Source organism: Solitalea agri (assembly GCF_023914155.1).
GTDB classification, from domain to species: domain Bacteria; phylum Bacteroidota; class Bacteroidia; order Sphingobacteriales; family Sphingobacteriaceae; genus Solitalea; species Solitalea agri.
The window spans coordinates 103918-117357 of sequence record NZ_JAMWYS010000036.1; the positions used below are offsets into that span (position 1 = coordinate 103918).

The following is a 13440-nucleotide window of genomic DNA, read 5'->3' on the forward strand; positions in this document are numbered from 1 at the left end:
TTAAATTTATTATTTCAGTACTATTTATATTTCAAGTATACGTCGAGTATGCGTCGAGTATACGCCGAGTATACGTCAAGTATGCGTCGAGTATACGTCGAGTATACGTCAAGTATGCGTTATATATTAGCTTTTGTTACCTATTTGCTACTTCGGGATTTTAAAATAAAATCAACTAAAGTTTGGGCCGAATGAACAGGTGTTTCCTGGTGGGTATTCAACTCAAAGTTTTACGGTGGGTCTAGGCGTTGATGTCATGTCAAGAGTTAAGGCGGTGGCGTTCTATACTTCAGAAACCAAGGCTCTAAAGTCAAGACATTGAAAGAAAGAAGGTGTTTTAAAAATAGATTGAAATCCGGTAGCTTTGTCCCAAAAGAATTAAGAAGTTTTGAGAGCAATCCTTAGGTTCATAGGCGTATTTGTAGGGCTTATAATGAGTGTGTATGTGTTAAAAGCGCAAGATTCACTTAAAGTCGTAACTCAGCATCATTATTATCATAGAGTTGATTCAACGGCTTTCAAAGACAGCATGGCCTTAGTGAATATGCGCCGAGTGCCAGTTTTGCTTGATAAAAGCAAGCAGAATAAATCACTTGATTCTTTTACGGTAGCTTTCAATAAAGGATTTAAGGACGCAATAGGGTTGAAGGTTAAAATGCCAAAGGTTTCTTCACTTCAGTATGCTGATCCGGTTGAACGAAAGTTTAAAAATCCGCAAAACATCTATATCCTTTTTTGTCTGTTCTTGTTGTTTGTGTTGATTAGTTATTTTTTTGCCCGCGATATTAGTGTTATGGCTCAGGGCTTTATTAATAATCGAATATTAAATCAATTGGTGCGGGATAATAACCTGCTCAACTCAGAGTCTTTTATATTTATTTCCTTACTGATCGGGTTTACCTTCGGTTATTTACTAAAAGTTGTATTTCATATCGATGAAATTATGGGAGTTACTGGCATTGGTAGCTTTTTCCTGATTTCATTAATGGTAATATTGTTCTTCTTAATAAAAACCATTTTATTAAGGATTGCCGGAGCTCTTTTTTCGATTAAAAACATGGTAAATAATTACATTTCAATTATTTACATAGCCTTTGGATCGTGTACCCTGGTGTTAATACCCTTGCTAATTTTGCATGCCTTAGGTCCCACTCAATTCGGAAATAGCCTTCTGATAGTGTTTAGTACTATATTAATACTTAGTTTTGCATATCAATATATTCGGGGAGCAATCTTCATTTCGTCAAATTTTCAATTTTCGAAATTTTATTTTATTGTTTATCTTTGTGCCTTTGAAATTTGTCCGTTAGTTATATTATATAAAGTACTTTTGAAATAAAGTTTCAGCTGAAGTAAGGGGTTTAAAATCATGACAGAGAGGAAAATTAAGGTTAAAAGTATTTTAATCACACAGCCTAAGCCAGAGAGCGACAAGAATCCGTACACTGAACTAGCCAAGAAATATAATTTAAAGCTAGATTTCAGACCGTTTATTCATGTGGAAGGTATTCCTGCTAAAGAATTCAGAAAAGGTAAAATTAACTTACCTGATTACACTGCAATTATTTTTACCAGCCGTCACGGGATAGATCAGTATTTTCGTTTATGTGAAGAGATGAGATACGAAGTGCCGGCAGAAATGAAATATTTTTGTAATACAGAGTCTACAGCACTGTACTTACAAAAGTACATTCAGTATCGTAAGCGTAAAATCTTTTTTGGCAAACAAACAACTGCCGATTTAATGGAGCAGTTCAAAAAGCACAATGCTGAGAAATTCTTATTCCCATGTTCAGATGTGAGTAAGGAGGAAATTCCTTCAAAGATGCGTGATGCGGGTTATAATATTACTGAGGCGGTGATGTATCGTACTGTTTGTAGTGATCTTTCTGATCTTGCAGAGGTAAAATATGATATGATTGCATTTTTTAGTCCTTCTGGTATTAAATCATTATATCAAAATTTCCCCGATTTCGAGCAGAATAATACCCGAATTGCGGCTTTTGGTTCAACCACGCATAAAGCAGTTTTGGAGGCCGGTCTATTCCTTGATGTTCAGGCGCCTACGCCTCAATCTCCATCAATGACAATGGCTATTGAAGAATACATTAAATCCGCGAACAAATAAACAAAATTAATTATAAGTTAAATTTATACTATTTTTACAAGGTCGTTAAAACTAAAAGAAAGTTTCTTTCTATATGTTTTAACGATTTTTTTTGTCAAGAATTTTCGTATGTTGCGTAACAATTAAAATTTTATGTCGTTTAAATTGATTAAGGAATAATTTTTTCATAGGAAAATCATTATAACTAAATTTACTATTACTATTTGCCAAACCTTTACAACTTAAATTTTATGAAATATTTCTGGCTGCTTTGTACTTCGGCTCTTCTGTTCTCCCTCAGCGGATGTGGATCATCTGGGGCTAAAGGTGAGTTGGTAGGTGTTCAAGGCCGAAAACCCTACAAACAAGATGTTCCATACGGAATGGTTTACATACCTGCAGGAACTTTTATCATGGGTCAGGCTGATCAAGATGTAACTGCATCACGTACTGCTCAAAATCGTCAGGTGACAATCGCTCCTTTTTACATGGATGAAACGGAGATTACCAACAATGAATACCGTCAATTTGTTCTTTGGGTAAGAGATTCTATCGCTGCCAAAACAATGGGTGGAAACTTTGTTGTTAAGGGTGAAGACGGAACCGAGTATATTAATCCTAAACAAAAAGTTAATTATTCTGCAAAGAACAACCCTAACGCTGAGCAATTAAAAGGAATGTTCTATCAAGGTGATGACAAGATTACCGGTAGAAACGAATTCGACGTAACCAAGTTTATCTATCAGTATACCTGGTTCGATCTAAGAGCGGCAGCTTTAGCGCAAAACCGTAAAAAACCTCGTTCATCTTTCATCAAACGTGAAAAAGTAGCGATCTATCCAGATACTTTAGTATGGTTAGCTGACTTTAGCTATGCTCAGAATGAGCCTATGGTTGAGCAATATTTCTCACACCCTGCGTTTGACGAGTATCCTGTGGTAGGGGTAAACTGGAAACAGGCCAACGCTTTTAGTGCATGGAGAACAGAGTTTAATAATACCTATCGTGATAAAAACAAAAAGCCTCGTCGTGGAGCAATGAGTCTTCCAACAGAAGCTCAGTTTGAGTATGCTGCAAGAGGTGGAAGAATTGGTTCTGATTATCCATGGGGTGGTCCTTATATCCGTAACAGTAAAGGTTGCTTGTTGGCTAACTTTAAACCTGGACGCGGTAATTATGTTGATGATGGCGGTTTCTATACTGTTAATGTAAAATCATATTTCCCTAATGATTATGGTTTATACAATATGGCAGGTAACGTTGCAGAGTGGACAGCTTCTACTTATGATGAGTCAGCATATACTTTTGTTCACGATATGAACCCTACTTATACCACTCAGGAAAATGATGCGTCATCATTATCTCAGCGTCGTAAAGTAGTTAGAGGTGGATCATGGAAAGATATCGGATTCTTTCTTCAAAACGGTACCCGTTCTTATGAGTACCTAGACAGTGCAAAATCATACATTGGCTTCCGTTGCGTAGGTGAGCACATGGGTAAACAGCTAGGAACTAAAAACTAACCAAAAGATAAATTAACAATTACAACTAAACTGATCGCATTATTATGAAAGGTAAATTTAAGTTTAATCTAAACTTCTTCGCGTCGCTATTCGCTGCACCAGTAATTTTAGGTGCTTTATTTAAGATTCTTCACTGGCCAGGAGCAAGAGAAATGCTGATGGTAGGTATGGGTTGTGAGGCCATCATCTTCGTTGCTATGGCTTTCCAAAAGCAGTATGATGAACCAGATTGGTCAAGAGTTTACCCTGAATTATTGCCTGAGAATGAGCCGGCTCCTGCTAATTCATACTCACGTGGCGCGGTAAGTGGCGGAAGTACTAACGCTTTAGATAAAATGCTTGCTGAAGCTAACATTACTCCAGAAATGGTAAATAACTTAGGTACAGGTTTAAGAACGTTTGGAGATAAAGTAACTGCAATTTCAAACATTGCAAATGTGTCAATCGATACTACTTCATTATCAGACAGCTTAAAACGTGGTACAGAGTCAGTAAATCAATTGGTGGTTTCTTACCAAAAAGCTTCTCAATCATTGACTGAAATGGCTGGAGCAAATACGGATTCAAAAGCTTACAATGAGCAAATCAATTTAATGGTTAAAAATCTTGCAGCGTTAAACGCGGTATACGAAATGGAATTACAGGAGTCTAACAACCACCTTAAATCTATGGGTAAATACTACGCGAACATTAACGAAACTATGCAAGGTTTCAACGAAACGCTTAACTACTCTAAGGTATATAAAGAAGAAGTTGCTAAATTGGCTAAAAACCTTACATCACTTAACTCAGTGTACGGTAATATGCTATCAGCAATGAATGTTCAAAGAGCATAATTTTAATGTGCTTTTTTGATTAACTGTTTTATTTATTAAATCAAAACCTTAAGACTAGACTATGGCCGGTGGTAAACAAACGGCACGTCAGCAGATGATTAACCTGATGTATCTGGTGCTCACTGCGATGTTGGCGTTGAACGTAAGTGCGGAAGTATTGAACGCATTCAAGACAGTAAGAGATGGTTTAGACGAGTCGTCATCTAACTTGGATCTTACTATAAATAAAACCATGGATGCTTTCCAAAATGGAATGAGCAGCGATCCTGTTAAAACAGAACCATGGTTTAAAAAAGCCCAGGAAGCTGTGAAAATCAGCAATGAATTGGGTACCTATATCAAAGGTGTTAAAGAACAAATGGTAACAGAGGCCGAAGGTGTTAATCCTGAAACCGGTGATATTAAACGTAACGATGATTTGGATATTCCAAGCCATATTATGTTGAACGAACAAAAACCATCGGAAGCTAAAGGCCCTGAATTAAAAGCTAAAATTACTGATGCTCGTGAGAAATTGCTTGCCTTAGTTGATCCTGCAGATAAAGAGAGAGTAACTATTAATCTTAAAGCAGAAGATCCTAAAGGTAGAAAATGGGAAGAAGCTCAGTTTCAAAGTGTACCTGTAACAGCTGCAGTAACTATTTTATCGAAATTAGAAGGTGATGTAAAGAACTCAGAAGTAGAGATCTTGAAATATCTTCAAAGTAAAATTTATGCTGCTGACTTTAAAATTGACAAATTAGACGCAGTAATCGTTGCTCCTTCAAGCTATGTTCTTGCTGGTCAGCAGTATACCGCTGATGTATTTGTAACGGCTTCAAGCACCTCAATCGTACCTGATGTATATGTAGGCGGTTCAAAATTACCAGTTGATGCAGCCGGTAAAGCCAAATATACCATTACCGCATCTGGTGTTGGAGAGAAATCATTCGAAGCAAAAGTTACTGTTAAAAAACCAGATGGCTCTACAGAAACTTACACTAAAACAGGTAAGTATGAAGTGGCAGCTCCATCAGCAAACGTTAGTGCTGATAAAATGAATGTTCTGTACATTGGTGTTGAAAACCCGGTATCTGTTTCTGCTGCTGGTGTTCCAAATAGTAAAGTACGTGCAAGTTTAATTGGTGCAGGTTCATTAAGAGGTTCGAACGGTAATTACATTGCTGATGTAACTACTGCTGGTCAGGTTACTATTAACGTAACTGCCGATATTAACGGTAAAGTTACTAACATGGGTTCTAAAGTGTATCGTGTAAAACAAGTGCCTCCTCCAACTCCTAAATTTGCAGGCTTGTCATCAGGTCGTGTAAGTTCATCAGCAGTTAAAGCGCAGCCAGGTGTTTTTGCAATGCTTGAAAACTTCGATTTTGATATGAAGTTTACTGTAAGTGGTTACACGATGTATGTAATGAAAAAACGTACTGACCCAATTTTCGAATCGGTTAACGGTCCGGCTTTATCAGCTCGTTTACGTACGGCCTTATCAACTGTTTCTACAGGAGATAAGATCATGATTGAAGATATCACTGTTAAAGATCCTAAAGGTAATACTCGCAGATTATCTACTGGTGTATCGCTCACTGTTCAATAATTAGAAGATGAAGAGATTTTATTTAGTCGCCTTAGCAATGCTTGTATGTTGCTCTGTAGCCTTAGGCCAGGTAAAGAAAAAATCTACCGGAGCAAAACCTAAAGCTAAAACAACAACAACAACAGGCAGTAAAAAAACTGTAGCAGCTTCAAAGGGCAAAAAGAAACCTGTTGCCAACGCAAAAACTAAAACTGCTGCAACAAAGACCACTTTAGCTGCGGTTCCGCCGCCTGCTCCAGCCCCTAAACCGGTTGACACCACTAAAAGGCGTCCATCAGCAACAGGGTCTCTGTTTGGCGACGTAATAGACGGTGTTTACAAGAAGGAGAACAACCAAAATGTGAAGGCGATTCCTTATCCGTATATCCGTCAGGCAGATGTAATGTTTGCTAAACGTATTTGGAGAGAGATCGATGTTCGTGAGAAAATGAACCGTCCGTTGAACCATCCTAATTCGCGTTTGATCACAGTGATGATGAAAGCGATTAATGCTGGTGAATTAACGGCTTATCGTAATCCTGATGATGGAAGCGATAGTACATTTCGTGATATTATGTCTGTAGAACAAGTAACTAAATTGGCCGGAGGCCGTGTAGATACTATTCAGGTTCCTGATATCAATGATCCGAGCATTATGCGCGATACGGTTGTTCGTGAGAATTTTAATCCTGATCAAATTGTTAAATACAGAGTAAAAGAGGATTGGGTTTTTGATAAACAACGTTCAATTTTCGAGCCTCGTATTATTGCAATTGCACCTTGTAAACTGAACATCAGTAAAACCTCAGGCGATACTATTGGTGTTACTCCAATATTCTGGGTTTATTACCCTGAAGCTCGCCCTATTTTGGCCAACTCTGAATTGTTCAACCGCTTTAATGATGCTTCAAACCTAAACTTCGATGATTTCTTCATCAAGCGTTTGTTTACTAGCTATATCATTAAAGAATCTAATGCGGATGATTTACGTATTCAGGATTATGCAAGCGGTATCGATCGCTTATATGAATCAGAACGTATCAAGAAAAAGCTCATGGATTACGAACAAGATCTGTGGGAATATTAAGAATCTTAATAAACAGATTGGGACCTAAATGGTCCCTTTTCTGTTTATAACTAAAAGTGTATCTCTTTTATTTTCCGAAGTAATTTAGCAATGCTTGAGCTTGCTTCAAATTCAGTACTTCTAATAACTCTTCCTGATTGGCTTCCCGTATTTTCTTTACCGATTTAAAATGTTTTAATAAGTTCTCCGCTGTTTTATTTCCAATTCCGTCTATTAGTTCCAACTCTGTATTTAGCGTTCCCTTATCTCTTCGTTTGCGGTGATGGGTAATTCCGAAACGATGCGCTTCGTCTCTTAGATGTTGTATAATCTTTAAGCTTTCTGATTTTTTATCGATGTATAAAGGAATCGAGTCATTAGGATAATAAATTTCTTCCAGCCGTTTTGCAATACCAATAATTGGAACTTTATGATAGAGGTTAAGTTCTTTAAGTACCTCAACTGCCGACGAAAGCTGTCCTTTCCCGCCATCCACAATAATTAAATCAGGTAATTGCTGTTGTTCTTCGATCACCCTGCTATATCTTCGGCCAATTACTTCTTTCATAGTTGCAAAGTCATTAGGGCCTTCCACCGTTCTAACGTTATAATGCCGGTAATCTTTTTTAGAGGGTTTGCCGTCTTTGAAAACAACCATTGCTGAAACTGGATATTTTCCCTGAAAGTTAGAGTTGTCAAAACACTCAATATGACGGGGAAGACTTGTCAGATGTAAATCATTCATCATCTGTGTCAACACTCTTTCAGTTCTTAATTCTGGGTTCAGCTTCTCATATTGTTCGAGTTTTGATTTCTTGAAGAAAAGCACGTTTTTTTGCGATAACTCAAGCAGCTTTTTTTTATCACCTAACTTCGGAACCGTAAACTTTATAGTAGGATCGTCAATATTGATATCAAAAGGAACAACAATTTCCTTAGAAGTGCTTTCAAAGCGGTTTCTAAATTCTGCAATGGCAAGTTCCAGAAGTTCTGCATCGGTTTCATCAAGCTTTTTTTTCAGCTCAATAGTTTGCGTTTGAACAATACTGCCATTTAATATTTTAAGGTAGTTGACAAAGGCATATTTATTATCAGATGCGATTGAAACCACATCAATATCGTGCAATAAAGTGCTTACAACGGTCGACTTACTTTGATAGTTCTCCAAAGTGTCCAGCTTATCTTTTAGGTTTTGAGCAAGCTCAAAATTCAGATTAGAAGCGGCATCGGCTATCTGTTCGTTTAAATGCTTTACTACAGTTGAAATATTACCTTTTAGAATATCTTTAATGTCGTCAATATTGTGGTTGTAATCTGTAGAACTCTGCAATGCTTCGCAAGGTCCTTTGCAATTGCCGATTTGGTATTCCAGACAAACCCTGAATTTTCCTCCCTTTATATTTGAATCAGTAAGAGCCAGGTTGCAGTTACGAAGCGGGTAGAGACTTTTGATCATTTCGAGCATTGTCCGCATCATTCCAATAGAAGCGTAGGGTCCATAATATTTCGAACCATCTCTAATAATTTTACGAGTGCCGAAAACTCGCGGAAAGGGCTCGTTTTTAATAACGATGGAAGGATAAGTTTTGTCATCTTTCAACAAAACATTGTAACGAGGTTTATGCTCTTTAATGAGATTATTCTCGAGCAGTAAAGCCTCAATTTCAGTGTCTACAATGGTGAATTTAATATCCCTGATCTTGCTTACCAAAACACGTGTTTTGGCATTAACCATTCTGTCATTCACAAAATAGGAAGACACCCGATTACGAAGGTCCTTGGCCTTACCAACATAAATTAGTTTCTCTTCCTGATCGAAATACTGATAAACACCCGGCTTATGAGGTATTTTCACCAAGTGTTTTCTATAATCAAACTCACCTTGAATCATAAACGAAATTAACTAGCTATACTACACTAAGCAAGTTAAGTTTAAAGCTTTTTGGTCAAGCAGCATGTAATATGTTCAATTACCACTTGTCCCATGGTATTGCAATGCAAAAAAATGTCTTTATTATGATGTTCAGCCAGTTCTTTTTTTAACATTTTGGTTTTTGAAGCAGGTGATATTTCGTCGTTTTCTAATACCGAAAAAAGCTCATTTATCCTACGGGGAGAGGATTTAATACGGTTCGACATAAGGGTACGCTCTTCCTCCTGATACTGGCTCATTGTTTTATGATTCATGTGCTTCATGCCCATAAATACCAGCTTATTGTTCTCTTTAAAATAATGGGGGAGATAGAAGCTCTTACGTCCCTCGTATGATTGCTGATCGAAGTCAATAGCGCGGATACGGTACTGTAATCCTTCAATATCAGGGGTGATGTCCATAACAAAGTTATAGGATCTCATATCGCCTAAAAGACGCACAAAACACCGCTCGTTAAACTTCACAAATTCCTTACATATACGAATCTGATTAAAAGGAACATCATCCAAATGTTTTTCTATAAAAACATCTCCAGGCAAGCCAATGATGTGCTCCTCAATTAATGTATCCTTGTCTGTTACGTAGGTGATACGGTTGGGGGAAAGAATGTGTTCCAGCTCTAGTCCGTAAACGCGTGAGGCATCGGCTTTTTTAACGTAAAAGTGGTCGTAGTTATCATTTAAACGGTTAATGATTCGTACCCTGAAAGGTTGGGAGTTTCCAAAAGCACAAAAATCAATACGAGCAACTGATAGGTTATTCATTAAGGTCTTATCACCATCAGTAGTAAGTAAAGCATAAATATAAGTTAGGGCCGGAAAAAGTTCCCGCATATTGCTTTCATCATAATAAACAGTTTTCCAAAGCGTATCCTTTCCGCTTTTATCAATAAGCGGAACCTCCAGATTAAACCGGAGCATATCTGAATATTGGATTGGCAGTTTGATCTCACGGCCATGTTTTATCAGATACTCACGTAGTCCGGTCTGAATTGGGTAGAATAGCTTCTTTTTAGAAGGGACATTGTGCCTGAATTCATTTTTAAAACTCATAGCTCTAATTTAGCTCTTTAGTCTCTTTAAAAGAGTTTTTAATAAACAGAAAAGGATCTAAACCGAAAAATAATTCTTCGGTCTAAATCCTTAATATAATGATAAGCAAAAATTACTTAATGGTGAAGATCAATCGAACATCTGATTTCAGTTTGATTGACTTGAAATCAATCTCTGGCATTGCTTCAGCTGCTCCCATGGCATCGGCCGATTTGTACATGGCCATGGTTGGGCGAGGGTAGTAAATCGGTTGTGATTCATTATCATAAATCTCCAGTACACCGCCCAACTGCTCACCGATAGCCGCTACAAGATAGCTAGCCTTCTCTTTGGCATCTTTCATCGCTTTAATTTTCAACTCTTTTTTGTAGTCATCAATTTTGCTATGTACGTATTCGGCAACGTTAACACTTTCAATTCCTTTTGGATCAACAGCTGATAGAATATCATTTACCTTATCAAGTTTGGTGAGCTTCAGGCGATATTGTTTACGAGCTAAAAAGTTAGGGTCACGCTTTTTATCACGGATATTCCAATCATAATTATAGCCATAAACGTTATCAAGCATAAAATTTTCTTTAGAAATACCCGCATCAATTACTGCTTGCTGTAACTGTTTTTCAACAGTCTCAATTGATACTTTGTTCTTATTGTTATTGTCTTTGTAATATTCTTTTAATGAAATATTGAGGTAAATAATATCCGGAACAATTTCCATTTCGGCGTTGCCGGTCACTTCAATCTTTTTAACTGGATTTACAACTGCTGTTTGAGCCATGGCGCTAAAGCCAGCCAAAATGAGGGCGATACTTGCAATTAATCTCTTCATAATCGTTTACTTTTTAATTTAGATGCATTGGGTTTATTGATTCCACAAATTAATTTAAAGAATTATTCATTTTCATATAAGGCGAGCGCATATTTTGCTACCACCCCAAAATTGAACCCTTGTGCCTGATCATATCCTGCAAAGTTTACCGCGATCAATCTTCCACAGTCATCAAATACAGGCGAACCGCTTGCTCCGTGGGTAGAAGTAATGTTATACTGAACGGCAAAACCATCGGATTCTTTATTAACCTCTCCTTCATAAACCTGCACCTTAATGCCCTTAATTGTGCCAGCTAGTTGCATGCCCATCGGATAACCAATCATAACAGCCTTTGCTCCAGGTTTTATTTCAGTGTCGTCGTTAGCAGCCAATGACAGGTCAATTATGTTTTTAACTTTTGAGGGCAGATTATGACTAAGAGTCTGCAAAATGGCCACATCTACATTCGGATCTTCCGATTGGGAAATAAATTCACAAGGGATAAAGTCTTCTACGTTTTTTGCTTTGCTGTTATGCATAGCAATTCCTAAGCGAACAATTTTTCCTTTAATGCTTATTTGATTTGTGTCTAGTGAATGATGTGTTTTTCGCTCCGGAATGTTAATGGTTATATCTGATGATGATGAATCAGCCTTAGCAACTGAAGAATCAGGCGAACTTTGTATCGCTTCCCACTCATCTTCATTCCCTTCGGTAATTTCATCGGTCCAGTGTTGTTTGATATAATTTGCAATCTGAGCGGGCTCAATATCATCAGGAACCATGTAACTAATAGTAGCCTTAATTGCTGAAAAATCATTTGATGCATTAACTGTCCATGGAGAGGCAACATGGCGGTTAGTTACCAGTTTTCCATCTTTACTGACAAAAAAACCTGTACCTGTAATGGTAATAGGGTTATTGGCGTACTGATCGTATGGAGCTATCTCTCCTCCATCTGTTACCGTAAACTGAATCGGCTCCGAACCTTTTATACTTACTTCATACACATAGCTATTGGCAACCAACACAACACTGTTTTTATACTTTTCATATATCGCGGTTTGACTTAATCCGCATTTAAGACTATCAGTCGACGTTCCAGACCATAATTTCTGTAAGTCACCGGCTTTAAAGAATAAGATAGTTAGAAAGATTCCTGCAATAACGCATATGGTTGGTACTAACCATTTACTTCTTTGCTTCTCAGGATCTTGAGATGGCGTATGATTTTCGTTGTTAAAGGATGCATTCATATGTAGAAAGAATAATAATTCTGAATAGTAAATAGATGATGTATATAATTAATGGAGGCCAAAAATCTGGAAAATATTATTAAGCAAAAAATAAACTTTTTAATAATAGTTATAAAAGGGCAGAGGCTTAACGCTTACAATGGTATTATAAGGGTGGCTATTTAATTAGAAAGGCAATAAAAAAAACGGAAGAGATTAAGGTCTCTTCCGTTCTATTTAAGATTGAAGTTTTATGCTTCAACTACTTCTGATTGAGTGTCATCTTCTTCAATTGGAGGTTTTTCCATTACCCGGAAATATCGTTTCTGAAATACCAGGATCATGGCTACGCCAGTAGAAATGGCTGCATCCGCAACGTTAAATACCGGACGGAAGAACACGAATTCCTGACCTCCCCAAATTGGAAATGCTTCTGGAAAATGGCCTTGAACAAGTGGGAAGTAGAACATGTCAACAACGCGACCATGAAATAAGGGCGCATAACTATAAATAACCCCGTATAATACGCTGTCTATAATATTTCCTAATGCACCAGCAAAAATTAAACTGGCAGCAACTACTAAACCAAATGGATATCGATGTTTGATTACGTAATGAATTCCGTATCCGATACCTGCTACAGCTGCTATTCTAAACAACGTTAAGAACAATTTGCCATATTCTCCGGCAAACTCCATCCCAAACGCCATCCCATTGTTTTCAGTAAAATGAATAATAAACCAGTTGCCGATTATATTAAATTCCTGGCCAATGTACATATTGTTCTTGATCCAGGTTTTCAATAGTTGGTCAGCCAATACCACCAAAACGATGATAAGGATTGCTTTAATTGATTTTTTCAAAGTATATTATTTATTCAATAAGTCACTTTAACGGTTATGATTGCTTTAATTTAGCTTCCATACTTAAAGTAGTATGTGGAACAGCACGTAAACGTTCTTTTGGAATCAGTTTACCGGTTTCACGGCAAATACCATAAGTTTTGTTTTCGATACGCACCAAAGCCGCTTCAAGATTTTCAATAAATTTCTTTTGACGGGCCGCCAATTGATTCACATGCTCTTTCTCCAATGTTGCCGATCCATCTTCTAACGCTTTAAATGTTCCTGCAGTATCATCAGTTCCATTTTCATTGGGATTACTTAAGCTTGTAGCCAAAATATGCAACTCAGCTTTTGCTTTGTTAAGTTTATCCAGAATAAGGTCTTTAAACTCCTGAAGTTCAATGTCTGAATATCTGGTTTTTTCAGTCACCTGGGTTCCATTATTATCCATGATGTTTTCTC

General features: G+C 37.3%; 12 protein-coding genes. 6 read left to right on the forward strand and 6 right to left on the reverse strand.

What is annotated here, in order from left to right; all coding sequences use genetic code 11:
• Positions 1-388 precede the first annotated feature (388 nt).
• From NF867_RS11475 to porN, 6 genes are all read left to right on the forward strand, one after another.
• A complete protein-coding gene (locus tag NF867_RS11475; RefSeq protein WP_252588143.1) occupies positions 389-1339 on the forward strand; it encodes a DUF4271 domain-containing protein in 951 nt (316 codons plus the stop codon).
• Positions 1340-1369: 30 nt separating this feature from the next.
• Positions 1370-2128 carry a uroporphyrinogen-III synthase gene (locus NF867_RS11480; protein WP_252588144.1) on the forward strand — a complete coding sequence of 253 codons (759 nt, stop codon included), beginning with the start codon at positions 1370-1372 and terminating at the stop codon, positions 2126-2128.
• Between the two features lie 230 nt (positions 2129-2358).
• On the forward strand, positions 2359-3630 hold the full coding sequence (porK, locus tag NF867_RS11485) for a T9SS ring complex lipoprotein PorK/GldK (RefSeq protein WP_252588145.1): 1272 nt from the start codon (positions 2359-2361) through the stop codon (positions 3628-3630).
• Between the two features lie 44 nt (positions 3631-3674).
• Entirely contained in the window at positions 3675-4466 is a 792-nt protein-coding gene (gene porL, locus NF867_RS11490; RefSeq protein ID WP_252588146.1) for a type IX secretion system motor protein PorL/GldL, read from the forward strand.
• Positions 4467-4527: 61 nt separating this feature from the next.
• Entirely contained in the window at positions 4528-6057 is a 1530-nt protein-coding gene (gene porM / locus NF867_RS11495; RefSeq protein WP_252588147.1) for a type IX secretion system motor protein PorM/GldM, read from the forward strand.
• Positions 6058-6064: 7 nt separating this feature from the next.
• Positions 6065-7123 carry a type IX secretion system ring subunit PorN/GldN gene (gene porN, locus NF867_RS11500; RefSeq protein ID WP_252588148.1) on the forward strand — a complete coding sequence of 353 codons (1059 nt, stop codon included), beginning with the start codon at positions 6065-6067 and terminating at the stop codon, positions 7121-7123.
• A 67-nt stretch (positions 7124-7190) separates the two neighbouring features.
• Here the strand turns inward: porN and uvrC are convergent, their stop codons facing one another.
• From uvrC to NF867_RS11530, 6 genes are all read right to left on the reverse strand, one after another.
• Complete coding sequence (uvrC, locus tag NF867_RS11505) at positions 7191-8993, reverse strand: excinuclease ABC subunit UvrC (protein ID WP_252588149.1); 1803 nt, start codon at positions 8991-8993, stop codon at positions 7191-7193.
• Positions 8994-9034: 41 nt separating this feature from the next.
• Positions 9035-10087: a hypothetical protein gene (locus NF867_RS11510; protein WP_252588150.1), complete on the reverse strand. Its 1053-nt coding sequence runs from the start codon at positions 10085-10087 to the stop codon at positions 9035-9037.
• Positions 10088-10199: 112 nt separating this feature from the next.
• A complete protein-coding gene (locus NF867_RS11515) occupies positions 10200-10916 on the reverse strand; it encodes an SIMPL domain-containing protein (RefSeq protein ID WP_252588151.1) in 717 nt (238 codons plus the stop codon).
• Between the two features lie 62 nt (positions 10917-10978).
• Entirely contained in the window at positions 10979-12154 is a 1176-nt protein-coding gene (locus tag NF867_RS11520; protein ID WP_252588152.1) for a S1 family peptidase, read from the reverse strand.
• Positions 12155-12384: 230 nt separating this feature from the next.
• Entirely contained in the window at positions 12385-12996 is a 612-nt protein-coding gene (locus tag NF867_RS11525) for a lipoprotein signal peptidase (RefSeq protein ID WP_252588153.1), read from the reverse strand.
• A gap of 34 nt (positions 12997-13030) precedes the next feature.
• Positions 13031-13429, reverse strand: a complete 399-nt coding sequence (locus tag NF867_RS11530; protein ID WP_252588154.1) for a TraR/DksA family transcriptional regulator — start codon at positions 13427-13429, stop codon at positions 13031-13033.
• Positions 13430-13440: the final 11 nt, after the last annotated feature.

Bases quoted from the DNA above. Each gene is read 5' to 3' on its own strand.
- porL (WP_252588146.1), top strand. From the start codon at position 3,675: ATGAAAGGTAAATTTAAGTTTAATCTAAACTTCTTCGCGTCGCTATTC.
- NF867_RS11530 (WP_252588154.1), bottom strand. From the start codon at position 13,429: ATGGATAATAATGGAACCCAGGTGACTGAAAAAACCAGATATTCAGAC.
- porM (WP_252588147.1), top strand. From the start codon at position 4,528: ATGGCCGGTGGTAAACAAACGGCACGTCAGCAGATGATTAACCTGATG.
- porK (WP_252588145.1), top strand. From the start codon at position 2,359: ATGAAATATTTCTGGCTGCTTTGTACTTCGGCTCTTCTGTTCTCCCTC.
- porN (WP_252588148.1), top strand. From the start codon at position 6,065: ATGAAGAGATTTTATTTAGTCGCCTTAGCAATGCTTGTATGTTGCTCT.
- NF867_RS11515 (WP_252588151.1), bottom strand. From the start codon at position 10,916: ATGAAGAGATTAATTGCAAGTATCGCCCTCATTTTGGCTGGCTTTAGC.
- NF867_RS11510 (WP_252588150.1), bottom strand. From the start codon at position 10,087: ATGAGTTTTAAAAATGAATTCAGGCACAATGTCCCTTCTAAAAAGAAG.
- NF867_RS11520 (WP_252588152.1), bottom strand. From the start codon at position 12,154: ATGAATGCATCCTTTAACAACGAAAATCATACGCCATCTCAAGATCCT.
- uvrC (WP_252588149.1), bottom strand. From the start codon at position 8,993: ATGATTCAAGGTGAGTTTGATTATAGAAAACACTTGGTGAAAATACCT.
- NF867_RS11480 (WP_252588144.1), top strand. From the start codon at position 1,370: ATGACAGAGAGGAAAATTAAGGTTAAAAGTATTTTAATCACACAGCCT.